The following is a 24,848-nucleotide window of genomic DNA, read 5'->3' as shown; positions in this document are numbered from 1 at the left end:
CGAATCTCCCTACCCTACATGCGTGTCCATGAGCCGCCGAGTCCGTGATTGCATCACCAAAGCCGAGCATGAGGCCGTCTCGCGCCGCTCCACCTCCAACACAGCGAAATCACCCGCTCCACCGCTCCGAATCGCCATGCTCGGCTGGGCACGCCTCGCCCTCCAGGAACGCGAAGGCTCGGGATACAACCTCTACGTCTCCGAACTCGCCCGCGAACTCGCACAGCGGGGCCACCTCGTCGCCTTCCTCCGCAGCGGCATCGACTACTCCCTCCTCCCCGTCACCCGAATCCAGCCCACCGAGATCTGGCGCGGCGTCGCCTGCTTCTCCATCCTCAACAGCCCAATCCTCAGCACTGGCAACGAGCACTTCGCCTCCCCGGAAACACAGATCTCCTCGCCACGCCTTACCGCCCTCGTCCTCGATTTTTTAAGCACCTTCCGCCCCCACGTCGTCCATGTCCACGCCCTCGAGGGCTTCCCATTCGATCTCATCCCCGCCATCAAGGCCAGCGGCACACGCGTCGTCTTCACCCCACACAACTACTTCCTCCTCTGCCCCCAGGTCGACATGCTCCACCAGGTCCGCAAGGTCTGCGACGATTTCGAAGGCGGCCAGCGCTGCGAAACCTGCATGCCCCAAAGGCCCGTCTCACGAGAGATACTCGCCCGAAAAGCCAGACTCACCGCCCGCCGCTGGCTCGGCCCCTCCATAGGCCAGGCCGCCAAATCCGCCAAGGCCGCCCTCCGCAGACGCCTCCGCGCCGCCGACGCCTGGCCCAACGACCCCATCCCCATCCGCGAACATGCCGGCGAGTCTTTCACCCCGCACACATCCATCTCACAAACACGGCCTCCACTTCCCCACGTCCTCACCCCGCCGAACCCCAACGTCCACGAGCGTCTGCTCGACGGCACCATCCAACTCCGCGTCCTCAACCGTTACGGCACCCGCCGCCGCGCCGCCATCGACGCCCTCAACGCCGCCGACGCCATCCTCTGCCCGGGCGATTTCCTCCGCAAGGTCCACGTCGCCGCCGGTGCCGACCCAGCGAAGACACGCCACCTCCCCATAGGCCAGCCGCACTTCGACCTCGCCCGACGGCACACCCTCGATCCCGACCGCGATAATCTCGCCCGCTGGACGCCCTATTCCCCCTCGCCCCTCCGCCTCGCCTTCTTCGGCAGCACCTACCCCCACAAGGGTCTCGCCACTCTCATCGCCGCCATCGAACGCCTCGACCCGAGCGTCCTCTCCCGCCTCACCCTCGACGTCCACGCCATGGGTGACGACGCACCCTTCCGCCGTCGCCTCGCCGCACACGCGCACGCCGCCACCGCCGTCCGTTTCCTCGGTGCCTACGACATCACTTCCCTCATCGCCACCCTCCGCGCCATCGACGCTTGCATCTTCCCCAACGGCGCCCTCGAGAACTCCCCTTTCGTCGTCCTGGAGTCCATCGCCGCAGGACGATTCGTCATCGCCTCTCGCCTCGGCGCGAGCCGCGATCTCCTCAAGTCCTCAGAGAGCGGCCTCCTCGTCAACCCCGCCGACCCCGACGACCTCGCAATCGCCATCACCAGCATCATCCAGGGACACCTCACCCTCCCCTCGCCCCACCAGATCCGCGAGAGTCTCTCCATCCCCACGCACACAGAGCACGTGACCGCCATCGAGCGCATCTACGCCTCGCTTCTGGGCCACGAAAGCGCATCAAGCGTCGAGGTCAAGCCGCTCACACCCGCGCCCGAGGCGGCCGTCACGCAATAGCATCACGCCGCGGAACTCAACCGTTCCACTTCTTCTCCGCCTCACCCGTATAGATCGACAACGGCCGGATCAGCCGGTTGTCCGAGTGCTGCTCCATGATGTGCGCGCACCACCCCGTGATCCGCGACGCCACAAAGATCGGCGTGTACTGCGGCACCGGGATCCCCATCACGAAGTACGTCATCCCGCACGGGAAGTCCACGTTCGGATGGATGTTCTTCTTCGTGAGCATGATCTTCTGCACCTGCTCGCCAAGTTCAAACCACTTCCCCGCCGGAATCCCGCCCGGATTCCCCGAGACTCCCGCTGCCATCTTCTTGCCCAGGGTGTGCAGAATCCCCGCGCGATGGTCGCCGTTCTTGTACACGCGATGCCCGAACCCCATCAGTTTCCGCTTGCTGGCGAACGCCTGTTCCATCCACACATCGACCTTTCCCGTCCCGATGCCATCCTTCCCCACGCTCGCGACGATCTCCTTGAGCATCTCCATCGCCGCCTCGTTCGCACCGCCGTGCAACGGACCCTTCAGCGCCGCGATCGCCCCCGTCACCGCACCGTGCATGTCCGACAGCGTCCCCGCAATAACCCGGCTCGTGAACGTCGACGCATTGAACTCGTGCTCTGCATACAAGATCAGCGACACGTCGATCACCCGAGCCTGCTCCTTCGTCGGCTTCACCCCCGTCATCATCCACAAGAGATTCGCCGCGTGTCCCAACGAGGCGTCCGGCGACACCGCCGCCTTCCCATCCAGCGCGTTCTGCATGTGCCCGATCACCGTCGGGATCTTCGCCAAGAGCCGCTTCGACTTCCGAAGGTTCGCCGCCGCCGAGTTGTCCTGGCAATCCCGATCCACATGCGCCAGCAGCGACACCGCCGACCGCAGCACATCCATCGGCACCGCCGTCCCCTCCTTCAAGGGCGCCGCCGCATGCACCAGAAACTGCTCCACAGACGCCGGCAGCCCGCGCTCCGCCACGATCTCCTTCGTGAACCGCGCCAACTCATCGCTGCTCGGCTTGTGACCCTCAAGCAACAAAAACGCCACCTGCTCGAACGTCGCGTGCTCCGCGAGATCATGGATCTCAAACCCGCGATAGATCAGTTTGCTCTGCTCGATCGAGCAGATGCTCGTCTGCCCACCGATGACCCCCTCAAGACCCTTCGCGAACGCGCTCTGTGCGGCGGTCGACATCGAAAATCCCCTCATTCCTGCATGCAGTTCTGAAAAATCACTCGGCATCAACATCGAGACGCCGTTCCAAAAGCACTGTATGCCCCCGCCTCACGCCGGCCCGGACTCAGGTGCTTCCTCGCTCAAGCCCGCGCGATTCCATCCACACTCCGGACACCCCGCCTCCAGATCCCCGCGCAGGTCATACCCACACTTCGGACACGCCCCCTGCACGCTCCGCTTCTTCCCCAAGGTCACCCGCCACACCCAGCGAACGCCCGCAAACACCACGCCCCACGCCATCGCCAACACCAGCACATCCACAACCAGCCCAGGCCAGTACACCCGTAGCGGTATGAACCGCATCGTCGCCAATGCGGTGCTCGAGGGAATCCCCGACCACGGAGTCTTCGGCACCCACAGACTCGCATCCTCCACCACATACACCGATGCCGATGCACGATCCATCGTCCCGTACACACGACCCTTGAACGCCGCCATCGGCCACCCTCGCCGGTCCTCCGCCACCGCCCACCACGAGTCCTGCCCGCGCTCCAGCAACTTCCGAACGTCACCGGGCATCGACACCTTCCCTCTGGTGAACCTCGGATTCGACCTCGTATTCGTCGCGAACGACCAGTTGCTCACCGCCGCCGAACTCGCCCCGCTCGGCCCCACGCCGGGCTTGCTATATACACGCCCCTTCTCGAACCACACAAACCGAGAGAACGAAGGCCCACGCACCTCCAGACACCACGGCTCAAGATGATCTCCATCCAGCGAAACCACGCCACCAAGCCGCTCCAACGGAATCAGCACCGCCCCAACCCACGCCACCGCCGCCGTCGTCGCCAGCCCCAGCGCAAGACACGCCGCGAATCGGAACCAGGGCACCCTCCCCGCGTACCACCACGCTCCGCGTGGTGCTCCCACTCCTACCCCATCTCCATGTTCACTCCCGTGACTCACACCACGCTCCATCTCTCGCAACAACTTCAACTCGCAACTCAATCAGGATACCAAGACTCCACCGCGCCCGCGCAACAACTCCGCACCAACGAAAAAACGCCCCGGAAAACCCCGGGGCGTGCGTGGAATCAACTCCGAAAGTGATTCACTCAGCGTGACCGCAGCGCGTCACGGATCTCCGTCAGCAACTGCTGGTCCTTCGTCGGCCCAGCCGGCGCCGGCGCGGCCTTCTCCGCCTCGAACTTCTTCTTCGCCGTGTTGATCATCTTCACCACCATGAACACCACGAACGCCAGGATCAGGAAGTTGATCGCCAGCGTCACAAAGTTCCCCCACGCCAGGATCGGCCCGTGCGTCTGTGCATCGGCCAGTTTCATGTTCGGCGTCGCCTCGATCGCCGCACGGGCCTTGTCATTCAGCCCGATGTACGCATTGCTGAAGTCCACCGAGCCCAGCGTCCCCACCAGCGGCATCGCGATGTCCTTCACCAGCGAGTTCACCACCCCGCCGAACGCGGCACCGATGATGATGCCCACCGCCATGTCAACCATGTTCCCCTTGATCGCAAACTCCCGAAACTCCTTGATGAGACCCATACGCTCTCCTTGCTGATGAAGTAGTTCCGTGTCCGACATCCCCACAACAGGGGATCGATCCGACACGACATGGTTATCGGCTCTCTCAGGTGTCACCCTGCAAAACTCGCCGTTTCACCGACAACCTCATCTCCGGATTGTCCGCCAGGCGACCCCTACTCCCCGGGGATCGCCGCGACCGACCCCTCCCAGGGGCTGCTGGCAGTCGCGTACCGCTTCCGCGGGATTCGCCCAGCACTGAACCCCTGTCGCCCCGCCAGGCACGCGTGCCGCATCGCGTGAGCCATCAGCACCGGGTCCTTCGCGTGCGCAATTGCCGTATTGAGCAGCACCGCATCCGCCCCCAACTCCATCGCCACCGACACATCACTCGCCGCCCCGACCCCCGCATCAACCACCACCGGGAAGGTCGCATCGCCCTCCCGAAGCAGTTCAATACAGAGCGAGATGTTCGCCCGATTCAAGACGCCCTGCCCGCTCCCGATAGGGCTGCCCGCGGGCATCACGCACGCCGCACCCGCCTCCTTGATCCGCACCGCCGCGATCGGGTCATCGCTCGTGTACGCGAGAACCTTGAACCCATCGGCCACCAACTCACGCGTCGCCTCGATCGTCCCCACAGGGTCCGGCAGCAGCGTCTTCTTGTCCCCAAGCACCTCGAGTTTCACCCAGTCGGCGCCACGATTCCCCAGTTGCTCAAGAAGATCCCGCCCCAGCCGGGCCACACGCACCGCATCCTCAGCGCTGAAACACCCAGCCGTATTCGGCAGCACCACCAACCGATCAAGGTCAAGAGAATCCAACAGACTCTTCCCCTGCTCGTTGTACAGCCGCTCCCGCCGCACAGCGACCGTCACCACCTCGCACCCGCTCGCCGCCAACGCCTCGCGCATCAACTCCGCCGTCGCATACTTCCCCGTCCCCACAAACAGACGGCTGTGCAGCGTGCGCCCAGACAGAGTCCACGCCTGTGCGCCCGGCTCTGTCGCCGCATTCCACTTGCTCTCCACAATCACCTTCGATTCGCTCACATTCAACTCCCTACCCAATCTCGTGGGGCAGGCGGCCCGCCTGCCTCAACATACTTCTACATACTCACTAACCCCCACCCACCAGCGTCACCAACTCCACCCGATCCTCCGCCGCCAACACCCGAGTCTCATGCTCGCGGTGGGGGACCAGCCGCTTGTTCACCTCCACGGCACACGCCCTCCCCTCCAACCCGCTCGCCGTGATCAACCCCTTCACGGTCATCCCCTCGGCCACATCCCGCTCGGTTCCATTCACAATCACCCGCATGCCGCAATCGTACGGCACACCCATCCCGCACACCGATTCACCTTGGGCGATTCCCCGCCGCGCGGTACCATTCCTTCATGCGTTCTCGAGTGCTCCAGATCTTGCTCGTCTCGATCCTCGCCATCCTCCCAGGCTGCGAGAAAGAGCCCATCTACAGCCAGGCCACCCCCGAGGCCACCCTCCGCACCGCTCGCGACATGGTCCGTGACGGCCACGCCGACAAACTCGCCACCCTCATCCACACCGACGATCCCGAGATGCGCCTCGTCCTCGACCGTCTCGGCATCTTCTTCAGGAACACCCAGAAACTCACTCTCGCCATCGACCAGAAGTTCCCCGCCGAGGTCGCCACGCTCAAGGACAAGATCCGCCAGGACGCAGAGTCGGGCGGCGCCGCCAAACTCATGTCCGCGATCACCCGCTCCCAGTCCAATACCCGCCGTGGCCCTACCCCCAAAGAAGGCTCCGAGCAGCGCCAGGACTTCGACGACTCCTTCAAGCGCCTCTTCGTCGATCCCTACGGCTGGCTCGAAGAGGCCGACACCCGCCTCACCACCGCCTACGTCGATGACGAGACCGTCTCCCTCCGCTGGGACAACCAGCCCATCCTCCCGCCCGTCGGCATCTCCCTGAAACAAGCCGCCGATGGCAACTGGTACTTCGTCCTCCCGCTCCATCTCCCCGTCATCTCCAAGTACGCCCCCCGCACCCCCGCCGAGTACCAGATCCTCCGCAGCATGGTCGCCGTGGTAAACAACCTCATCGTCGATCTCCGCCTCGACATCGAGCAGGGCAAGATCACCAACCTCGACGCCCTCGCCCGCACCGCCGGCGAAAAGGCCTTCATGCCCGCCGCGATGGTCTTCTACGCCTACACCAAGGCCGTCGAGGAAAGAAAAAAGGCGCCGGCCATCAAGCCGGCGCCCATGGATACAAAGTAGTCGCCGGCATTACCGCGGCTGGAAGTTCCAGTCCGCCCGGTCCGCATAGTTCGACCAGCGACGCATGTCACGCAACTGCTCCAGCGTCAGCATCTCCACGTGTCCATCGAACATCACGCTCGTGACTTTCTGGAAGTGCCGAGGGTGCAGCATCCCCCACGTGCTCGGCACCGCCGAATCGCTGTACTTGTTGCTCGCAGACGACCAGCCCCACCCCAACGTATACGCGCCGGCGCCCCGACCAACCGGGTGTGGCTTTGGAGCCGTCACGAGCCAGTATCCCGGACGCTTCACACCGCTGTCGGGCTTGCTCGCGCCCCAACCCCAGAACCCTCCATCTCGCACATCGCCGCCTCGCGACGACGAGAAAATCATCAACTTATCCGTGTACCGCACATCCGCCGCCTTGGTCAGATAAAAGTCCCCGCCAGACACCCGCGGATTCGGTCCCGCACGCCCCGAACGGAAGCCCCCATGTGTGTACGCCCCGCCCACATACACACCGTTGTACCCAAAGCTCGGGTGATACGCCATCGCTCCCTGGAATGAACTCGACGGGTAATCCGTGAATCCGCTCGAAGGACCATTGCTCGGCCTGGACCGGAACTCCAGGTATGTCGCCTTGTCGAACTGAAACGCGTCCAACCGGTAGTATGTCGACGACAGGAAATGCCAGGGCCACACTTTCGCGATCGAGTGCCACATGAACACACGAACGTTCTGCCCGCGAGACACGTCCGCGGGATACATGCTCTCATAGTTCGTCGCGTGCACCCAGTTCCAGTGCGGGGCCGCCGGCAGCGTCCGATCCTTGTAATCGGTGATATAGCTCGCCATCGCCTTCATTTGCTGCGACGCAAGATTCTCTTCCTCCAGCATCTTCGCCAGCCGCTTCGCGTGCGAGAGACCCGGCAACAGCAGGCTGATCAGGAGCGCCACAATCGCGATCACCACCAGAAGTTCAATCAGGGTGAACCCGCGACCAACGCGCCACGCACGATTCTGGGAGAAAGTCATACGACACTCCTTCTTCGCGAACACTCCAAGCCACTCTCCTCGGCAGAACGCCGAGGTGCTCCGAGACATCCGCCACCGCAGGCACCCACCGCAGAACGCGTGAACACCCGCCAACAGCCCCTAAAGGCCGACCCGAACGAGACAATGACGAACACACCCTACCAGACCCGGCCCAACCCCGCAACCAGCGTGGAGAAATTACCCATGCGTAGCGAAATATCGTCCCGCACACCCTGCCAAAGCACAAACATATCGTGTTGGCAATACCAAGCCCCGTCCAACAATCCCCTCACACATCCCTACGTCCCGGCCCGATTCAGTTCCCAAACAGGTTCTTCTGCGTGAAGTACCCGTTCTGCTCAAAGTACTTCAGCGCCTCCTCCGTGCTCCCGAATATCTTCGTCGCCGTCTCCGTGATGAACGGGCTGGGCGCCTTCTTCGGCTTCCACACCACGAACACCTCCTTCGTGTGCTCGAACGCGTGGTGCAACTCCCGCTCCACCCCGCTCGACAGCCCCGGGATGTCCTTCCCCCCAACGCCTGGCAACTCCGGGATGTACGACACGATCATGTCCGACTGATCGATCAACTTGAAGTCACGCATGTAGATCTGCCCATCCACATCCCCGGCAATATCCAGAATCTCACGCACGCGAACCCGGATCGGATCGTCACCGGCGCTCTTCCCGCCGCCAAACGTGTGCGGCTTCACCTCGATGAACTCCTTCCCCTCGCGCGCCGCCTCGATCCCCCGATCCAGCAGCAACTTCTCGTCCACGTCACCCGGATCAAACGTGATGAAGTGCTCCGCCAATGCCGCACGGAACGCATCAATCTCCGCCAAGACCTCCGGCATGTCCATCACGTGGCTCATCGGAAAACTCGGATACACCTTCCGCATCTCCGGCCGGCACACCAGGCGGAACATCGTCCGCGTCGTCGGCTCGTGCCGTCCGCGCGACAGGATGTAGAACTTGCTCTCAGGTATTGCCCTGCTCATGAGCTCCGTCGCCAGGATCTCCTCCTCACGCCACACCATGCAGTCCTTCAAGGTCGCGTCGATCTCGTGCTCCTTGTGCAGCCGATCGTGCACGACCTCGATGTTGTCCACCAGACAGATGAACGTGCTTGGCTCAAACTTCTGGATCTGGTCATAGTCGAACGCGCAGAACAACCCGTGCCGCCAGCGGAACGTCGCGTGCGTGTTCACCACCACGTTCTTCTGGTCCCGGCTCTCCGCGATGATGTCCTTGAACGCCGCCCGACGCAACGAATCCAGCCGCGAGATCGGCAGATCAAGGATCCGCCCAGGCCGCACGTCCCGCGCCTCGCGATACATCAGGTCGCCCACGTGATACGTCGAGACCGTCTCCCCCTGCCCACCCGCGAACTTCGCCGCCGCGTCCAGATAAGGCTTCTTGTCCACACCGATCTGTCCCGTCACAATCGTGCGCATCGCCGGTCTCCGATGAGGCCAAAATACCCGAACGGGTCGATCCTAGGGCCATCCCGACGCCTCCCAAACCTGAAGAAGCCGATTCGTCCGAGAAGTCCCGCGACGCCACTCCAACTGGTGGGGCGATCAGAGTGCTTGTGCCGAAATTGCCGCCTGTGCCATCGCCCACGCGATCCACTCCAGCGGCATAACAAAGCCGAAATCCCCACGCGTCGATGCAGAACCGATGTCGGGCCTCCGGTGGGCCGACGCCGCGCGTGGAGGTGAACATGCCGACCCCCGATCAGCCCAGAGTTCCCCTGCGAAGCGACCTCGCCGCCGACCCGGACATGAAGGAACTCGTCGAGTTGTTCGTCTCGGAACTCCCCGCCCGGGCCGACTCTGTCATCAACGCCTACCAGTCGCGCAGCCTCGACACCCTCCAGCGACTCGCCCATCAACTCAAGGGCGCCTCCGCAGGATATGGCTTCGCGCCCATAGGACAGGCCGCAGCCTCGCTCGAATCACAGATCCTCGCCCTCAACACCAACGCCGAGGACCACGTCCGATCCCTCGCGTCCCAGGTCGACGAACTCGTCGAACTCTGCCGGAGGGCCATCGTCGAGCCATGAGCCACGTCCACGACTCCATCATGGGCCCGAGCAAGCAGCCCGAGGACATCCGTCCCGTCGTGCTCATCATCGATGACTCGCACGATGTCCATAGGCTCCTCAAGGCGAGACTCCGCCAGGAGGACGTCGAGTTCATCAGCGCCACCAGCGGCGAAGAAGGACTCCAGATCGCCGCCGTCCGATCCCCCGCCCTCATCCTCCTCGATCTCGACATGCCCGGCATCGACGGCTTCCAGGTCCTCCGACTCCTCAAGGACCGCCACGAGACCCGCGACATCGCCGTCATCGTCCTCTCGGGCCTCAACACCGCCGCCGACAAAGTCACCGCCTTCGACCTCGGCGCCGTCGATTACGTGATGAAGCCCTTCGACATCTCCGAACTCAGAGTCCGCATGCGATCCTCGCTCCGCATGCACAACCTCATCAGCATGCTCGCCCAGCGTGCCCAGGTCGACGGCCTCACCGGACTCTGGAACCGCCAGTACTTCGACCGCCGCGTCGAGGAGGACTTCGCCAGGTCCCTCCGCAGCAACCGGCCCTTCTCTGTCGCCATGATCGACGCCGACAACTTCAAATCCATTAACGACACCTATGGCCACCCCGTCGGCGACATCGTCCTCCAGGGCATCGCCAAGATGCTCAACCGTGAACTCAGGCACACCGACATCGCATGCCGCTACGGCGGAGAGGAGTTCGTCGTCGTCATGAATGAGACCGGCATCGAGGACGCCCGCGCCACCTGCGAGCGACTCCGCGTCGCCTGCCAGGAGACCGTCTGGCCCCGACACCCCGAACGCCACGTCAACATCTCCATCGGCGTCTGCGGCTCAGATTCCGTCTTTGCCGGTACCGCAGAAGACTTCGTCCAGATGGCAGACGAAGCCCTCTACACCGCCAAACGCAGCGGCCGAAACCGCGTTGTCGCCATCCACGCCGACGAAGTCCTCAAAGCCAGACTCAAAGTCGCCTAGCACGGCCTCCGGGTACCACCACGCTACGCGTGGTGCGCCTTCTCGAATACCACCTCGCTCCGCGAGGTGGGCATTCCCAAGTACCACACGCTCCGCGCGGTGTCCATGCAAGCAGCCCGACCGTAAGGGAGGGCCCAGGTGCGACACGACACCATCAAGCCCGACTCCATCCCACGCATCCTTCAAAACCGAATGATCACCCCCGCATACAGCATCGGCCCATCTCGCGACGGATTCTGATCGTTCCCATAGATCCGCGCATTGCTAACATGCGCCCACCGCAGCCCCACTAGGAACCGTGTGTCCCAGTCAATTTCGTACGTCATCCCTACGCCAACCCTCGGCGTGAAATCAAACGACGTCCCGCCATCGGGCACATTGTCCGATGCAAACAGCAGCCCGATCCCCATGTCCGCGTAGAGCGTCCAGTCCTCTTGCCGCAGAAAGTGCCAGCGGAACACCATCGCCGGGTTCAACGCAAACGCATCATCCCCGGGCTGGTTGTAGTACCACGCCCCAACCTCGCCCACGAACTCCACACCATCCGCAAGGAAGTAGTGGTAACTGAAAAAGATGTTCGTGTCCGTCGCGTCGACAAAGTCGTGCGTGATCCCCGCCCCGATCGCCCAGAACCGCCCACCCTCCTCGCCATAGGCAGGCTTGTCCGACGCAGCATCAGCATCACCAATCGCGCGATCCAGACTCAATGACGCAGGCACATGCTCCGCACGCTCGATCTCCACGGGTCTCAAAACCTCTTCCGGTGCCGCTGGCACAAGCCGCAACGCCGCCTCACCAAACGCGCCGCTCGCCATCGAAGCCATCCCCGCCGCCACACCAAGCATCCATGCCCCATGTCGCATATCCACGCCTCCATCGTCATCCTGACCCACTCGCACGCTCGCTACGACTTCAGCAGCGACCGCCCCGTCATCTCCGCCGGCTGCCCCAGCCCCATCATCTCCAGCGCCGTCGGAAAGATATCCGCCAGGCACCCGCGCGACGCCCGCACTGTCGGATCAAACCACCCCTTCCCCTCCCGGTCCCCGCGCAGCATCGCCGAACGCCACTTCTCGCCCACCACGATCACAGGCACGTCATACACCGTGTGCGCAGTATGCGGCGACTTCGTCTCCGGGTCATACATCTGCTCGCAGTTCCCATGGTCCGCCGTCACGATCAGGCTCCCACCCCGAGCCAGCGTCGCGTCCACGATCCTCCCCACGCACGCGTCCACCGTCGCGCACGCCTTGATCGCCGCCTCAAGATTCCCCGTGTGCCCGACCATGTCCCCGTTCGCAAAGTTCACGACGATCACATCCTCCCCATCCGTGGCATTCACACGCCGCAGCACCGCCTCGCACACGCCGTTCGCCGACATCTCCGGCTGCAGGTCATACGTCGCCACCTTCGGACTCTGCACAATCTCCCGCCTCTCCCCCGCGAACGCCTCCTCCCGATAGTCATTGAAGAAGAACGTCACGTGCGGATACTTCTCCGTCTCCGCGCACCGGAACTGCCCAAGCCCCATCGCCGACAGATACTCCCCCGCGATGTTCTTCATCTTCGCCGCCTTCGGAAACGCCACGTGCACATACGGCAAGAGCGCCTCCTCATACGACGTCATCGTCACAAAGTGCACGTCCAACTTCTCGTCCCGCGCGAACCCCTTCTTCCCCGAATCCGGCGACGCCGCCACCGCCCCTTCGAACATGTCGAACACAAACGCCCGGATGATCTCCCGGGGCCGATCACCCCGATAGTTGTAGAAAATCACCGAATCCCCAGACCGGATCCGCCCCGCCGCCGCGTCCCCCTTGCTCGACCCGATCATCGTCGGCAACACAAACTCATCCCCCGCCTGGCTGGGCGTCATCGGCGACGCGTAATACGCCTCGATCGCCTCGCCCGCCGTCTCCTTGATCGCCGTCTTCGCCGCGCTCTCCCCCTTCCCCGTCAGGCACGCATACGCCCTCTCCACCCGCTCCCACCGGTTGTCCCGATCCATCGCGTAGTACCGCCCGATGACCGACGCCACCACCCCAACCCCGAGTTCCTCACACTTCGCCTGAACCTGCGCCGCATACCCCTTCCCCGTGAAAGGCCCCGTATCCCGCCCATCCATAAACAAATGCACATACACCTTCGGCGAGCCCAACGCCTTGCACGCCGCCAGCAACGCATACAAGTGCGACAACTGCCCGTGCACCCCCGCGTCCGAGCAGATCCCCATCAGGTGCACCCGCCCGCTCCGATCCTTCGCCGCGTTCACCGCCCCGATCACCGCCTCATTCGTCTCAAGACCCGCCCGGCACGCCTTCGTGATCGCCACCGACTCCTGATCCACAACCCGCCCCGCCCCGATGTTCTGGTGCCCGACCTCGCTGTTCCCCATCGTCCCCTCAGGAAGCCCCACATCCTCCCCGCTCGTCTTGATCAGCGTCCACGGACACCCCACCATCAATCGATCCGCCGTCGGCGTCAGCCCGCGCTCCCGCGCGATCCGCACCGCATCAAACGCCGCATGCGACTCATTGGGGTTCAACCCCCAACCATCACGGATAATCAAGACAAACGGCGTGTTGGAAATCGACGTCGGACGTGTGGACATAGCCACAGCGTAGCGATCCGCCGCCAACCAGTCTCAGGCCAACGTCCGACCTGAACCCCAGGATGAACATCGAATCGACCCGCCCATGTCGCTTGGCGTCACAGTCTCAGATCTTCTCGAGAACATGCTTCCAGTTCATCGCCGCGCTCGGGTCCCGTGCCTCGACATGCTTCACTTTCCCCCGCCCCGAAGCGTCCTTCCCGATCACCACCGTCCCCCGCTGCGCCACGTTCAGGTCCGCCCAATACAACCCATACGCCTTGCACACCTCGCGCTTCAGATCACTCAGAATCGGATGCGTGTACCCCTCCTGCTCGCTCCACGCCTTGTTCGCCGCGAAACTGTCGCACGAGATCCCCACAACAGACATCCCCTTCCCCGTCCAGTTCGCCATGTCGCTCGTCACGCACTTCATCTCCGTCGTGCACACCCCCGTAAAGGCGAACGGCACAAACGCCAGCACCACGTCCCCCTTTTTCACCGCCTCCGAGAGCGTCCACTCCTTCCGATCCTGATCCACAAGCGTGAAGTCCGGCGCCACATCGCCAACGCCAATCGGGGAATTCCGCGCGGTCAAGGTCTGCTGTGCCAACTTCAATCTCCCAACAGTGCACAAACGCACCGGTTCAAGGTCCCTACCCAGTCTCGTGGCGCAGGCGTCCCGCCTGTGCCTACTCCTTCAACTCCGAACTCTGCATTCAGAATCGACCGTCAATCCCATCAAAGACGCCTCAAGTTCTCTCGCCCTGAAACGACGCGACAACCGGTGTACTCTAGTTCGGTAATGCCAACGCCAACAGGGGTCCATCGGAAGGACCCCCTCGATTGAAATCCACGGAGGTGGTCCTCAATGCCCACAACCCACGCAGACCCGGCCCAAAGCCTCCCCGAATCCCTCCACAAGCGCTACGCCCTCGTCAAGGACCGCGTCGCCAACGCCGCACGACGCGCCGGCCGAAAGCCCGAAGACATCATCCTCGTCGCCGTCACCAAGTTCGCCGATCCCGAAGACATCCGCGAACTCATGCAACTCGGCCACCGCGACTTCGGCGAGAACAAAGTCCAGCAACTCATCCAGCGCGCCGCCATGGCCGAGGAATACCTCCAGCGCCTCCGGGTCCTCCAGAACTCACGCCAGGCCCGCCGTGCCGACGCCAGCGACTCCCTCTTCCCCTCCAAGACACTCCTCGACGCCGCCGAGCCAACCCCCGTCCGCTGGCACATGATCGGCCACCTCCAGCGCAATAAGGCCAAGAAGGCCGCCGAACTCGTCCGACTCATCCACTCCGTCGATTCCCTCCGTCTCGCCGAAGAACTCCAGACCATCGGCCTCAAACGCGACCACGTCATCGAGGTCCTCATCGAGGTCAACTGCTCCGCCGAAGCCTCCAAGCAAGGCTGCCCCGTCCCCGCCGCTATCCCACTCGCCGAGCAGATCGAGACCATGGCCCACGTCCGCGTCCGCGGCCTCATGACCATGGCTCCCATCCAGGGCCAAGGCCCAGAGCCCCGCATCGTCTTCGAGCGATGCCGCGAACTCTTCGAAGAAATGCGAAAACTCCGCCTCAGCGAGGGCAAGTTCAACATCCTCTCCATGGGAATGTCCGGCGATTTCGAGGACGCCATCGCCGAGGGCGCCAACATCGTCCGAGTCGGAACCTCAATCTTCGGCCCAGGCCGCGAACAACCCGACACCGACGACACAGACGATTGACACATACTCAATCAGCAACCTGGAGCACGAGCACATCTCAAATCAGGCATGTAGCCCGACCGTGAGGGAGGGCTTTGAGGCGTCCGCGTGCTTCCCGTTGTGTTCCCGACCCCGCTCACGCAAACGCCATCTTCCGCATCACCCCGCCAAACGACCGCGTCCCCTCCATATACCGCTGCAGCCGATCCCCAGGGCACTCCGTCGGCCGCAACTCCCGGTGCGTGTACACCCGCGAAATCGGCACCCGGAACACCCGGCTCTGATCCGACACAAACCGATCCAGCGCCGCCAACTGCGCGTTCGTCGCCCCGTGCTGGTTGAAGTTCCCCATCAGCATCACGCCGATGTTGTGCTCGTTGTTGTCCGACACGTGCGCGCCCTGCAGGTTCAAAGGCCGACACTCCCACACCCGTCCCTGCGGATCGATCGAGAAGTGATACCCGATGTCCGCCCAACCGTGCGACCCCGAGACGTGCCCGCGACGGATCGACTCCAGCCGCCTCGCCGCCTCGTCGAACGACATCCCCGACGCCGCCGAGATCGCGTCGTGGTGCACCGTGATCCGGTTGATCCCGTTCATCGGGTTCGATCGGCTCATCACAGGCCCATTCCCCGCCCATCGCGAACGCGAGATCACCCCGCTCGGCAGGCTCCCCGGCAGTTGCTGCACCGGCGTGGTATTCTCCACGAATGTCGGCTTCGTGCACACCGGCCCCGATGACCCGCTCACCGGCGAGGGCTGCTGATCAGGCCACACCGGCGTCGGCAGGTTCGTCACATACTGCGACCCGCGATTGCATGCCGCCATCAAGGCCGAAAGTCCAAACAGAATCCCGCCGCCCAGGATCGATCGACGATCCACAGGCAATCCGCCGTCGTGGTCGATGCGAGCCGACTCCGGTTGGGAGTCGGTGCTGAGCATGGGGGTGGAGTGGGGATGTGGGGTGGCGAGGGTCTCGTGATCCATGAGTAAGCCCAATATCGGCATCCACGCCGAGGTCCGTCCAGTGTCCATCCCGAACAACCCACCGGCAAAGGAAAGGGTAGACCCCGTTACCCGCCCCTGAGCCAATCCAGCCACAACGCCAGGCTCGTCAGCACAAACAGACGCTGTCCATGCCGCCCGGTCCCTGAGTCGTGCTCCGCGACCAGCCGCTCCACACCACTCCAGGGCAGCACCTCCCCAATCAGCCCGTCCAGACGCTCACGATCGCCCATCACGGCCTCGTCAAACAGGCCCCGCAGCGTCCCCCCACGCCGGTACCACCCGTCAATCGCCACCCCAAACCCGCGCTTCCGCCCCCGTGCGACCCCAGGGTCCAGCCGCTCCATCGCCAGTTCCCGAAGCAGCCGCTTCGTCCCGCCCCACACGCCGCCGCCCCCCAGATCCTCCAAAGACATCCCAAGCCCGGCCTCCCGGATCGCCCCAGCCAGCATCGGCGACCGAGACTCCAGCGCCACCGACATCGTTGCCGTGTCCACCTTCCGCATCAGATCCCCAGGCAGATACGAACCAAAGTCCACACCCGCTGGATCTCTCACATCGCCATCCGCATCGCGTTCCGAGCCGCCGTCCCGCCCACCCAATCGCCGCAACTCCCCTCTCGGGAAGACCGCGAGCAAATCGTCGTACCCGCCCCATCGCGCCGCATCAACCAGCCGAACACCCCGCTCGCCCAATCGTCCCGGGAGCCGCGCCGCCACTCCTCGAGGCACGCGCCGAAGCACCGCGCCAAACTCCTGCAACCACGCGCACCCGCGATACCGGTCGTACCCGAAAAACAACTCGTCCCCGCCATCACCCGTCAGCACCACCCGGCACTCCTCCCGAACCGCCCGGCTGATCCACGTCGTCGGTAGCACGCTCGAATCGCCCAGCGGCAGCCCAAGTTGCTTGACCAGCGCCCGCACATCCTCCGCCGCCGAGTCCATAGCGATCGAGCACTCCAGCACCCGATGCTCCAGCCCGCAACGCCGCGCCGTCCGTGCCGCTAACGCGCGCTCGTCCAGATCCGCTGTCCCCATCGACACCGTGTACGCCGTCGCCCGCACGCCCGCGCGCGCCACAGAGGCCGCCACAAGTCCCGAATCGATCCCCCCTGAAAGAAAAATCCCCACGTCCACATCCGCATCCAGCCGCGCGCGCACCGACGCATCCACCATCTCGCCCAGTTCGCCGACAGAAACCCGCGCCACACTCCCGCGAGCAGGCCGCCGCCAGAATCGCCGAACCACACGATCGCGCGCGCAACACTCCAAAGTCCCGCACTCAACCTCACCCACACGCGCGCCACCAAGCGACATCGACACACACCCAAACCCATGCGTCAACCACCGCCAAGCCATCGCCGCATCAATGTTCCACGTGAAACATCCCTCAATCTGCCGAGCAACCGCCACCAGCGCCGGCACCGTGCTCGCAAACGCCGTGATGCCCTTGTCCGCCACGTCCAGCCGATACAGCGGCTTCTCGCCCGCCACGTCGTGCATTGCCGTCAGTGTCGCCGATCGCCGATCCCACAGCAGTGCGGCGAACATGCCATCGAGCCGTGCCGCGACATCCTCACGCCACACGCGAAATCCGCGGAGGATCGCCTCGGTATCGCTGTGGGCCGAGGCGAAGCGTTCGCCGCGTGATTCGAGTTCGGCGCGGAGCGCGCGGTGGTTGTAGATGCAGCCGTTGAACGCGATCGCGGCGATCTCGCCGGCGTCGTCGCGATTCGGCGGCACGTACATCGGCGGCGTGGCGTGCGTGACACCGGTGCCGGGCGCGAACGGGCCATGCCCGGCGAGCATCGGCTGCGCACCCAGCGCATGGTCGAGTATTGAGAGTCGGCGATGGACGAGCGCGACATCGATCGTCGAGCCATCGGTGTGGATCGCGCGATCGCGGAACCGCCCGTGGCCATCAGGTCCGCGATGGCGGATGCGGGCGTCGAGCGCGTCGAGCCATGTTTCTGGTATGGCGTTGGCGTGATCGATCGCCGGCGCGTCGGGAGGAGTGACTCGGAGGATGCCCGCGATGCCGCACATGGATGGGTGGAGGCTAGTCGCGCGGCTCGGCGGCGGGCGGATGGGCGCGATCCTCGACGGCCTTCGCGGCGTCTTGGCGAGCTCGGCGTTCAACCCAGAGCATCCAGGTCGTGTGGAGCGTGCGTGTGGTGAGGATTCCCGTGCCGTAGCCGACGGCGGTGGCGACGCCAACCGACGCGTCTTTGTGGAGCATGATCCACTGCAGCCCGACGGCGATGACGTAGAGCACGGGAGAGAGGACCATGCGCTGGGCCTGGACGATGGTGGCATCCTTCACGAAACTGAGATTGGCGTAGGCCGGCTCGATGATCCTGGGGAGTTTTCTTGGGAGGTGGTTGGCGAGCCAGTGGAGGAGGTAGTACACGGCGACGTCGGCGATGAGATCAACGACGATGGTGACCACAGAGATGATGGCGGTCTGCTTGAGCGTCCAGCGGGGCCCGAGTTTCTCGGCGAGTTCGTCGTGGATTCGCCAGTCGAGGCCGTATTCCTGGAAGAGGTGCATGACACCCACGGTGATGGCGAGCGCGAGCGCCCCCGCGACGAGGATGTTGACGTTCACGTTGACGATGCGCCGGCCGTACCAGCGCATGAACCAGGTCATGCGGGCAAGTCTAGAGGGGGAAGAGGCAATGGGGAATGGGCAATAGGCAATGGCAGACTTCGAGTTTCCATGGAGTGGTACTGAAGGCGGAGTAGACACAGCGGGACGTGTGTGCCGCGAGAGGTGGTCGGTGAAACTGCGAGCGTGTCGTGTGCCGGTCGGCGGCATTCGCAGATGCCGTCGTGATCCTCATGACTCCACGAGACTGTAGAGTCGCTGGTTCGTGACCTTGATCGCGTTCTTGGAGATGTCGAATCCGATGGCGTTTCGGCCTGCGCTGATGGCGGCGACGAGGGTGGTGCCGCTGCCGCAGCAGGGGTCGAGGACGGTGCCGCCCTGTGGGCAGAAGGCGCGGATGAGGAGGTCGAGGAGGGCGAGGGGTTTTTGTGTCGGGTAGCCGGTGCGTTCGCTGGCCATGTTATTGAGGGATGGGATGTCGATCATCGCATCGAGAGGGACGCGAACAACATCGGTTGCCTTCTTGAGTTTCCCTTTGAGGCGGTTGCTGGTCGCGGGGACCATCGGCGGTTCGAAGTAGTAGCGATCGGGGTCGATGGCGTAGATGAGGATGTCGTCGTGCTTGCGGGCGAATCGGCGAGGGGAGGAGCCGCCGAGACCGTAGTGCCAGATGAGGTGGTTGACGAAGTGGTCGTCGCCGAGGAGTTCGTCGAGGAGGATGCGGATGTGGTGAGAGGTGCGGTAGTCGCAGTGGATGGCGATGACGCCGGTGGGCTTGAGGGCGGGGAGCGTGGCGGTGAGGCGTTCACGGAGCCAGGCGATGTAGTGGGGGATGGTTGGCCAGGAGTCGGGATAAGAAGAAGCCACGAGGCATTGGGCATGAGGCACGAGCGAGCGCTTATGGGCGTTTGGGGGTGTGCGTTTGGCGGCGCCGGTGTTGAAGGGTGGGTCGGCGTAGAGGAAGTCGATGGAGGCCGGTGCGAGGGGCTTTACGCCAGCGAGCCAATCGACGGGAGTGGCGACCTGTTTCACCCCGAAACGTACGCGTAGGGTCGGATCGCGTCCTGGGGCGAGGGCAGCCTGAGTATCGGGCCTGGGGCACACGCCACTGGATCGGGGAGAAACTCGATTGGAAAACACTGGTCGGTCTAAAAAATCGTGACATGCCGCGGATTGGGTTTTCGCATGGAGTCCGAAGGCCGTGTGCCGTTCGGCCCATGAAAGGAAGCACCATGAAGTCGAAGATCGTACTGCTGATGTTCGCGCTTGCCACGACGGGGATGGTTCTGGTTCAGGTTGCGGATGGGCATGTGTCCGGCACCCGGGGGCGGTTCTTCCACCGGAATGTGGGGAACTCTGGTTCATCGAGCGCTGGTTCGAGTAACTCGGGCTCGAGCAACTCCGGGTCCAGCAGCTCAGGTTCGAGCAGTTCGGGGTCGAGCAACTCCGGATCCAGCAACTCGGGTTCGAGCAGTTCTGGTTCGAGCAATTCGGGATCCAGCAATTCAGGTTCGAGCGGCGGCGGGACCAGCAACTCGGGCGGGGCCTCGTCGGGTGGGAGCGCGTCGGGTGGCGGAACGTCGGCGACGAGCGAGGTTCGGATTCGACTTGAGGCTCGGATGCGGAGCGGCCGCGTCGAGGGGAAACTGGCCTTTGAGTACCGAGTGGATCGGCGGAAGTTCCAGGCCGAGGTCTCGCGGGCGCTCCCGAACGCGCAGTTCGTGGTCCGGCACAACGGCGTGGTGATCGGGACCGTTGTGACAAACTCGCTCGGCACCGGGCGGATCGAGGTCCATCAGGGTGGCGATGACCCAAACCAGGGCGTCGTGCCGATGATGCGTGCCGGGGATCGTATCACGATCGGGACGATGTCCGGCGTGCTGGCGGCTCGGTGAGTGTGCCGGCAACACTGTGAATGAACAACAGGCCGGGCGAGATGCCCGGCCTGTTCATTTCGATTCGAGAGGATGAGTTACTTGGCCTTTACGACCGCCCGGCCGACGCTGTAGTAGGTGAACCCGGCGTCGCGCATCGCACTCAAGCGGTAGAGGTTTCGCCCATCGAAGATGACGGGGGTGTTCATGAGGCTCTTGAGTTTGTCGAAGTCGGGGCTCTTGAACTCGTCCCAGTCTGTCGAGACGACGAGGGCGTCGGCGCCCTTGACGGCGTCGTAGAGATTGTCGACGATGGTGGCGGTGGGGCCGAGTTCGGCTTTGGCGTTCTCGTTGGCGACGGGGTCGAAGGCGACGCAGGTGGCGCCGTAGCCGTTCGCTTTGCGGATGAGGGTGAGGGCGGGGGCCTCTCGGATGTCGTCGGTCTTGGGCTTGAAGGCGACGCCCCAGAAGGCGATTTTCTTTCCCTGCATGCCGGCCGCGCCGCCGCCGATGCCGGTCTTGCCGCCGAAATGGGCGATCATTTTGTCGAAGAATCGGTCACGTTGCTTCTGGTTGACGGCGTGGACGCTCTTGCTGAGCGTGGCCTCGATGCCGCACTTGTCGCCCATCATGATGCAGGCGAGGGTGTCCTTGGGGAAGCAGGAGCCGCCGTAGCCGAGGCCTGGATAGAGGAAGGCGTGGCCGATGCGTTTGTCGGAGCACATGCCCTCGCGGACGCGGTTGATGTCGGCACCGTAGGCCTCGCAGAGGTTGGCCATCTCGTTGATGAAGGAGATCTTGGTGGCGAGGAAGTTGTTGGCGCAGTACTTGACCATCTCGGCGCTGGGGACGTCCATGAGATAGATGGGGTGCCCGTTTCGGACGAAGGGGTCGTAGAGTTCCTTGAAGGCCTCGCCGACGGTCTCGTCCTCGATGCCGACGACGACGCGATCGGGCTTCATGAAGTCGTCGATGGCGGCGCCTTCCTTGAGGAACTCGGGGTTATCGGCGACCTTGAAGGGGATGGAGGGGCCGACCTTGGCGCGGATGCGGTCGCGGACGGCGAGGGTCGTGCCGACGGGGACGGTGGACTTCATGACGACCACCTTGGGCTTCTGGTTGGGTCCCAGGGCCTTTAGGACTTCGGCGATGTCGTCGGCGGCAGCGTTGACGTATTTGAGATCGGTCTGGCCGTGCTCGCCGGTGGGGGTGCCGACGCAGATGAAGATCATGTCGGCGTTGGTGTAGGCGGCTTTCTTGTCGAGGGTGTAGTGGAGTCGTCCGGCCTTGTGGTTCTTCTCCATGAGTTCGGTGAGGCCGGGCTCATAGATGGGGCAGACGCCCTTTTTGAGTTTCTCGATCTTGTTGGGGTCGACGTCGAGGCAGGTGACGTCGTTGCCCGTGTTGGAGAAGCAGACGCCCGTGACCAGGCCGACGTAACCGGTACCCACCATTGTCAGACGCATCGCCGAATCTCCCACACACGATTGGACAGGACGGATTGGCCCGCGGCGGTCGCGTTGTGGCGGACCGCGGGGAAAAGATGCGAGTATATGCGTTGGGCGTTCCGGCCTCGATGGCGAGGGGATGGAGTTTGGCCCTTGGGCGTACTCGTTCCTCCCCCCATCGGAAGGAGCGGCTCGCCAATTCAACGAAACCTGAATATTCTCGGGCCACATGGGCACGAAGAAGACACGAGCGTCACAACCCGCACGCACCACGAGAGGCCCGGCCGCGCGTTCAAAGAGTCGCGCGAAAGGGGAGTTACCCTCGGCCAGGACCTCGAGCAAGCACGACCTGTACCAGCAGTCGGTGCAGTGCCCGGAGGCCGAGGTCGAGTTTGTGGAGAAGGTGTACACGAAGCGGTTTGGCGTGCGCCCCGTGAAGATTCGGGAGGACTTCTGCGGGACGGCGTACACGAGTTGCGAGTGGGTTCGACGGCGGAAGGGGAACGTGGCTGTGGGGCTGGATTTGCACGGGCCGACGATCCGGTGGGGGCTGGAGCACAACGCGAAGGACCTGGACGCGGAGCAGCGGTCGCGGCTGCGGTTGTTCAAGCGCAACGTGCTCTCGCCGAACGCGGAGGGGAGGGGCGTAGACGCGGTCTTGGCGATGAACTTTTCATACTGGGTGTTCCAGACTCGGGATTCGCTGCGGGCGTATTTCGCTTCGGTGAAGAAGTCATTGAAGAAGAAGGGGCTGTTCTATCTCGACATCATGGGCGGGTGGGAGTCGATGAAGGAGCAGCAGGAGCGGCGGCGGCAGAAGGGGTTCACGTATGTGTGGGACCAGGCGGAGTTCGATCCGATCACGAACCGCATCCGCTGCCACATCCACTTTGAGTTCAAGCGGAAGGGTGGAACGCAAGGCCCAGCGATGAGGAAGGCGTTCACGTACGACTGGCGGTTGTGGACGATTCCCGAGGTGCGCGAGTTGCTTGCCGAGGCGGGGTTCAAAGCCTCGACGGTCTATTGGGAGGGTGACGACGGGAAGGGCGGGGGCAACGGCGTCTTCAAGCCCCAGAAGAAGGGCGAGGCGTGCGAGAGTTTTATCGCGTACATCGTGGCGGAGTAGGCGACGGGTCTATGGAGAGGCAACGGTGGGTGGAAGGGTTGGTGAAGCATGGCAAGCGAGCGTCCTCAGATGTCGCGGGTCTCGCGTGTGCTTCGTTGGTTTCGCACGCGAATGGCGATTGCGATGGCCGTAATCACGATTGTGAGCGGCGTGCTGTGGGCAATCTCCGAGAGGGATGAGGTTGGGGTTCGCGTCGTCCGGCGCTACACGCCGATTCCCGTGATCCTGCCCGATTTTCGCCCGGATCCGTCGAACTATTCGACCGACTCGATTGTTGTTGGAGTGGATCGGGGTGTGTGGCAACTGGGGCGCGCCTATCTCCCCATGCTCGACTTGATGCCGAGCGATACATCGATCTCGCGGGTGACGTGGTCGTGGGAGATGTTCAGTCGACGCTCACGGCAGATCCGGTACACACCCTCGATCATGAGTCCTGCCTTTGGGCGTGCGTCTCTGGGAAGTTCTCTCCTGAGCGCGTCGGCGGTGGCGATGATGGACGAGCCCATCGTTGATTTTGATCGGTGGGGATTCCGTACCACGGTTCATCGGCTTGGGTATTCGATCCTGCCGCGCATGCAGATCACGGCGCCCTGCTGGGCTGTGACCGCGAGTTTGCTGCTCGTGACGTTGTGGCTGTCGAGGCCGTACGCCAGGGACTTCATGGATCGTCGTCGACGCCGACGCGCACGTGACCAGTGTCTGTGCTGCGGTTACAGCCGCCGCGGGCTTTCCTCACCCGACGCGCCGTGCCCGGAGTGTGGCACGGTGCCCAAGGTGGCTCGACTCTCCCATGCGGGCGTGTCTTAGTGATCGAAGTAACCAGCCTGAAGAGAGGCGGGCCTCCAGGACCGATCACCAACGCCTCACACCCGCAACTGGGCCCGCTTTGCTTTGGAGCCGTTGGTCCGGCGCTTGGCGACCTTCTTCTTGTCGCCTGTCTTCGCGGCTGAGCGTGAGGCCTTGGCCTGGATCTTGCCGTGCTTGAGTTCGATCTCGCCGGCGCGGGTGATGGTGTGGCCGCACTTCTTGCACGTACGCCCCGAGGCGGGGCCTCCCCAGAACCTGTTCATGATGACATGGAGGTCCTTGTCGATCTTTTTGAGGCGGAAAGACGCCTCGTGGACGAGGTAGTCGCACTTGGGGCAGTACCAGCGCAGGCCGTCGTTCATCCCCTTGGGCCTGGGGAACTCGACGATGAGGCCGACGGTCCCCGCCGGGCGCTGGGGGCGGTGGGGGACCCAGCGCGGGAGGAGATAGACCTCGCCCTCCTTGATGACGACGTCCCTGGGCTTGCTGCCATCGAGGGGGCGGATGCGGACGGCGATGTCGCCCTTGAGTTGGTAGAAGAGTTCCTCGGTGGGATTGACGTGGTAGTCGTTGCGGGTGTTGGGGCCGCCGGAGACAAAGACGATCGCGTCGTCGGAGCCGGGGAAGAGTTCCTTGTTGCTCACCGGGGGCTTGAGGTCCTTCCAGTTCTTCTTCACCCACTGGTCGAGTTTGAGGATGGGAAAGTGTTTGGAGGCGGACTTCTTCGAGGGTTTCCTGGTGGGCATAGTGGTGGCTCCGTGTGGTGTGGTCGGCGTTGCAACGGCACGCGAACCGTGGAACGCCAGGCCGACGGTGCATTCAACCACGGACGACACGGCGAATCAAGCGCGGGGAGGCGGAGATGGTG

At 63.7% G+C, this 24,848-nt stretch carries 24 protein-coding genes; 8 read left to right on the top strand and 16 right to left on the bottom strand.

The features are described 5' to 3' along the window. Window positions 1-28: 28 nt before the first annotated feature. Complete coding sequence (locus IPK69_01100; protein QQS09257.1) at window positions 29-1,771, top strand: glycosyltransferase; 1,743 nt, start codon at window positions 29-31, stop codon at window positions 1,769-1,771. A gap of 16 nt (window positions 1,772-1,787) precedes the next feature. On the opposite strand, the gene IPK69_01095 is transcribed toward IPK69_01100, so the two are convergent. The 5 genes from IPK69_01095 to thiS form a co-directional block, all read right to left on the bottom strand. After that, window positions 1,788-2,966 (bottom strand): citrate synthase, encoded by a 1,179-nt coding sequence (locus IPK69_01095; GenBank protein ID QQS09256.1) that lies wholly within the window; start codon window positions 2,964-2,966, stop codon window positions 1,788-1,790. Between the two features lie 90 nt (window positions 2,967-3,056). Beyond that, entirely contained in the window at window positions 3,057-3,839 is a 783-nt protein-coding gene (locus IPK69_01090; protein QQS09255.1) for a hypothetical protein, read from the bottom strand. A gap of 224 nt (window positions 3,840-4,063) precedes the next feature. Further along, a complete protein-coding gene (mscL, locus tag IPK69_01085) occupies window positions 4,064-4,510 on the bottom strand; it encodes a large conductance mechanosensitive channel protein MscL (protein ID QQS09254.1) in 447 nt (148 codons plus the stop codon). 155 nt (window positions 4,511-4,665) lie between these two features. Beyond that, window positions 4,666-5,469, bottom strand: coding sequence for a thiazole synthase (locus IPK69_01080; protein QQS10382.1), 804 nt, complete (start codon window positions 5,467-5,469; stop codon window positions 4,666-4,668). 139 nt (window positions 5,470-5,608) lie between these two features. Next, window positions 5,609-5,809 (bottom strand): sulfur carrier protein ThiS, encoded by a 201-nt coding sequence (gene thiS, locus IPK69_01075; GenBank protein ID QQS09253.1) that lies wholly within the window; start codon window positions 5,807-5,809, stop codon window positions 5,609-5,611. Window positions 5,810-5,886: 77 nt separating this feature from the next. On the opposite strand from thiS, the gene IPK69_01070 reads away from it, so the two are divergent. Beyond that, the gene (locus tag IPK69_01070; protein QQS09252.1) at window positions 5,887-6,750 is read left to right on the top strand and encodes a hypothetical protein; all 864 of its coding nucleotides are present in this window, start codon (window positions 5,887-5,889) and stop codon (window positions 6,748-6,750) included. A gap of 9 nt (window positions 6,751-6,759) precedes the next feature. Here IPK69_01070 and IPK69_01065 read toward each other — a convergent pair whose 3' ends face one another. Next, entirely contained in the window at window positions 6,760-7,767 is a 1,008-nt protein-coding gene (locus tag IPK69_01065; GenBank protein QQS09251.1) for a type II secretion system protein, read from the bottom strand. Between the two features lie 316 nt (window positions 7,768-8,083). Next, window positions 8,084-9,223 carry an AAA family ATPase gene (locus IPK69_01060; protein ID QQS09250.1) on the bottom strand — a complete coding sequence of 380 codons (1,140 nt, stop codon included), beginning with the start codon at window positions 9,221-9,223 and terminating at the stop codon, window positions 8,084-8,086. A gap of 269 nt (window positions 9,224-9,492) precedes the next feature. Between IPK69_01060 and IPK69_01055 the strand changes: the two genes are divergently transcribed. Beyond that, entirely contained in the window at window positions 9,493-9,834 is a 342-nt protein-coding gene (locus IPK69_01055) for an Hpt domain-containing protein (protein QQS09249.1), read from the top strand. Beyond that, window positions 9,831-10,805, top strand: coding sequence for a diguanylate cyclase (locus IPK69_01050; protein ID QQS09248.1), 975 nt, complete (start codon window positions 9,831-9,833; stop codon window positions 10,803-10,805). Before IPK69_01055 ends, IPK69_01050 begins: the two co-directional genes overlap by 4 nt. Before the next feature lie 182 nt (window positions 10,806-10,987). Here the strand turns inward: IPK69_01050 and IPK69_01045 are convergent, their stop codons facing one another. The 3 genes from IPK69_01045 to IPK69_01035 all read right to left on the bottom strand — a co-directional run bounded on the left by IPK69_01045 (window position 10,988) and on the right by IPK69_01035 (window position 14,008). Further along, a complete protein-coding gene (locus IPK69_01045; GenBank protein QQS09247.1) occupies window positions 10,988-11,668 on the bottom strand; it encodes an acyloxyacyl hydrolase in 681 nt (226 codons plus the stop codon). 41 nt (window positions 11,669-11,709) lie between these two features. After that, window positions 11,710-13,416 carry a 2,3-bisphosphoglycerate-independent phosphoglycerate mutase gene (locus IPK69_01040; protein QQS09246.1) on the bottom strand — a complete coding sequence of 569 codons (1,707 nt, stop codon included), beginning with the start codon at window positions 13,414-13,416 and terminating at the stop codon, window positions 11,710-11,712. A gap of 106 nt (window positions 13,417-13,522) precedes the next feature. After that, window positions 13,523-14,008, bottom strand: a complete 486-nt coding sequence (locus tag IPK69_01035; protein ID QQS09245.1) for a redoxin domain-containing protein — start codon at window positions 14,006-14,008, stop codon at window positions 13,523-13,525. A 258-nt stretch (window positions 14,009-14,266) separates the two neighbouring features. Between IPK69_01035 and IPK69_01030 the strand changes: the two genes are divergently transcribed. Continuing rightward, the gene (locus tag IPK69_01030) at window positions 14,267-15,130 is read left to right on the top strand and encodes a YggS family pyridoxal phosphate-dependent enzyme (GenBank protein ID QQS09244.1); all 864 of its coding nucleotides are present in this window, start codon (window positions 14,267-14,269) and stop codon (window positions 15,128-15,130) included. Between the two features lie 115 nt (window positions 15,131-15,245). Here IPK69_01030 and IPK69_01025 read toward each other — a convergent pair whose 3' ends face one another. From IPK69_01025 to IPK69_01010, 4 genes are all read right to left on the bottom strand, one after another. After that, window positions 15,246-16,097: an N-acetylmuramoyl-L-alanine amidase gene (locus IPK69_01025; GenBank protein ID QQS09243.1), complete on the bottom strand. Its 852-nt coding sequence runs from the start codon at window positions 16,095-16,097 to the stop codon at window positions 15,246-15,248. Between the two features lie 86 nt (window positions 16,098-16,183). After that, the gene (locus IPK69_01020; GenBank protein ID QQS09242.1) at window positions 16,184-18,256 is read right to left on the bottom strand and encodes a hypothetical protein; all 2,073 of its coding nucleotides are present in this window, start codon (window positions 18,254-18,256) and stop codon (window positions 16,184-16,186) included. Next, window positions 18,177-18,767, bottom strand: coding sequence for a hypothetical protein (locus IPK69_01015; protein ID QQS09241.1), 591 nt, complete (start codon window positions 18,765-18,767; stop codon window positions 18,177-18,179). The genes IPK69_01020 and IPK69_01015 overlap by 80 nt, the downstream gene beginning before the upstream one ends. Window positions 18,768-18,956: 189 nt before the next feature. Beyond that, entirely contained in the window at window positions 18,957-19,757 is an 801-nt protein-coding gene (locus IPK69_01010; protein ID QQS09240.1) for a site-specific DNA-methyltransferase, read from the bottom strand. A 200-nt stretch (window positions 19,758-19,957) separates the two neighbouring features. On the opposite strand from IPK69_01010, the gene IPK69_01005 reads away from it, so the two are divergent. Continuing rightward, window positions 19,958-20,620 (top strand): hypothetical protein, encoded by a 663-nt coding sequence (locus IPK69_01005; GenBank protein ID QQS09239.1) that lies wholly within the window; start codon window positions 19,958-19,960, stop codon window positions 20,618-20,620. Window positions 20,621-20,697: 77 nt separating this feature from the next. Here the strand turns inward: IPK69_01005 and IPK69_01000 are convergent, their stop codons facing one another. Beyond that, window positions 20,698-22,065 (bottom strand): UDP-glucose/GDP-mannose dehydrogenase family protein, encoded by a 1,368-nt coding sequence (locus IPK69_01000; protein QQS09238.1) that lies wholly within the window; start codon window positions 22,063-22,065, stop codon window positions 20,698-20,700. A gap of 331 nt (window positions 22,066-22,396) precedes the next feature. Here IPK69_01000 and IPK69_00995 point away from each other — a divergent pair, with 331 nt between their 5' ends. Both IPK69_00995 and IPK69_00990 read left to right on the top strand, forming a co-directional pair. Then, on the top strand, window positions 22,397-23,173 hold the full coding sequence (locus tag IPK69_00995; protein ID QQS10381.1) for a class I SAM-dependent methyltransferase: 777 nt from the start codon (window positions 22,397-22,399) through the stop codon (window positions 23,171-23,173). 123 nt (window positions 23,174-23,296) lie between these two features. Continuing rightward, window positions 23,297-23,980: a hypothetical protein gene (locus IPK69_00990; GenBank protein ID QQS09237.1), complete on the top strand. Its 684-nt coding sequence runs from the start codon at window positions 23,297-23,299 to the stop codon at window positions 23,978-23,980. A 56-nt stretch (window positions 23,981-24,036) separates the two neighbouring features. Here the strand turns inward: IPK69_00990 and nbaC are convergent, their stop codons facing one another. Beyond that, window positions 24,037-24,726 carry a 3-hydroxyanthranilate 3,4-dioxygenase gene (gene nbaC, locus IPK69_00985; protein ID QQS09236.1) on the bottom strand — a complete coding sequence of 230 codons (690 nt, stop codon included), beginning with the start codon at window positions 24,724-24,726 and terminating at the stop codon, window positions 24,037-24,039. Window positions 24,727-24,848: the final 122 nt, after the last annotated feature.

It is taken from the genome of Phycisphaerales bacterium (assembly GCA_016699835.1).
Taxonomy (GTDB): Bacteria; Planctomycetota; Phycisphaerae; order Phycisphaerales; family UBA1924.
Note: the sequence above shows the minus strand (reverse complement) of the source record. Positions and strands in the feature narration are given on the sequence as shown.

What these genes read in the sequence shown, in the direction of transcription:
- IPK69_01100 (QQS09257.1), top strand. Translation starts at nt 29, where the DNA reads ATGAGCCGCCGAGTCCGTGATTGCATCACCAAAGCCGAGCATGAGGCC.
- IPK69_01095 (QQS09256.1), bottom strand. Translation starts at nt 2,966, where the DNA reads ATGTCGACCGCCGCACAGAGCGCGTTCGCGAAGGGTCTTGAGGGGGTC.
- mscL (QQS09254.1), bottom strand. Translation starts at nt 4,510, where the DNA reads ATGGGTCTCATCAAGGAGTTTCGGGAGTTTGCGATCAAGGGGAACATG.
- thiS (QQS09253.1), bottom strand. Translation starts at nt 5,809, where the DNA reads ATGCGGGTGATTGTGAATGGAACCGAGCGGGATGTGGCCGAGGGGATG.
- IPK69_01070 (QQS09252.1), top strand. Translation starts at nt 5,887, where the DNA reads ATGCGTTCTCGAGTGCTCCAGATCTTGCTCGTCTCGATCCTCGCCATC.
- IPK69_01065 (QQS09251.1), bottom strand. Translation starts at nt 7,767, where the DNA reads ATGACTTTCTCCCAGAATCGTGCGTGGCGCGTTGGTCGCGGGTTCACC.
- IPK69_01060 (QQS09250.1), bottom strand. Translation starts at nt 9,223, where the DNA reads ATGCGCACGATTGTGACGGGACAGATCGGTGTGGACAAGAAGCCTTAT.
- IPK69_01055 (QQS09249.1), top strand. Translation starts at nt 9,493, where the DNA reads ATGCCGACCCCCGATCAGCCCAGAGTTCCCCTGCGAAGCGACCTCGCC.
- IPK69_01050 (QQS09248.1), top strand. Translation starts at nt 9,831, where the DNA reads ATGAGCCACGTCCACGACTCCATCATGGGCCCGAGCAAGCAGCCCGAG.
- IPK69_01045 (QQS09247.1), bottom strand. Translation starts at nt 11,668, where the DNA reads ATGCGACATGGGGCATGGATGCTTGGTGTGGCGGCGGGGATGGCTTCG.
- IPK69_01040 (QQS09246.1), bottom strand. Translation starts at nt 13,416, where the DNA reads ATGTCCACACGTCCGACGTCGATTTCCAACACGCCGTTTGTCTTGATT.
- IPK69_01030 (QQS09244.1), top strand. Translation starts at nt 14,267, where the DNA reads ATGCCCACAACCCACGCAGACCCGGCCCAAAGCCTCCCCGAATCCCTC.
- IPK69_01025 (QQS09243.1), bottom strand. Translation starts at nt 16,097, where the DNA reads ATGGATCACGAGACCCTCGCCACCCCACATCCCCACTCCACCCCCATG.
- IPK69_01015 (QQS09241.1), bottom strand. Translation starts at nt 18,767, where the DNA reads ATGACCTGGTTCATGCGCTGGTACGGCCGGCGCATCGTCAACGTGAAC.
- IPK69_01005 (QQS09239.1), top strand. Translation starts at nt 19,958, where the DNA reads ATGAAGTCGAAGATCGTACTGCTGATGTTCGCGCTTGCCACGACGGGG.
- IPK69_01000 (QQS09238.1), bottom strand. Translation starts at nt 22,065, where the DNA reads ATGCGTCTGACAATGGTGGGTACCGGTTACGTCGGCCTGGTCACGGGC.
- IPK69_00990 (QQS09237.1), top strand. Translation starts at nt 23,297, where the DNA reads ATGGCCGTAATCACGATTGTGAGCGGCGTGCTGTGGGCAATCTCCGAG.
- nbaC (QQS09236.1), bottom strand. Translation starts at nt 24,726, where the DNA reads ATGCCCACCAGGAAACCCTCGAAGAAGTCCGCCTCCAAACACTTTCCC.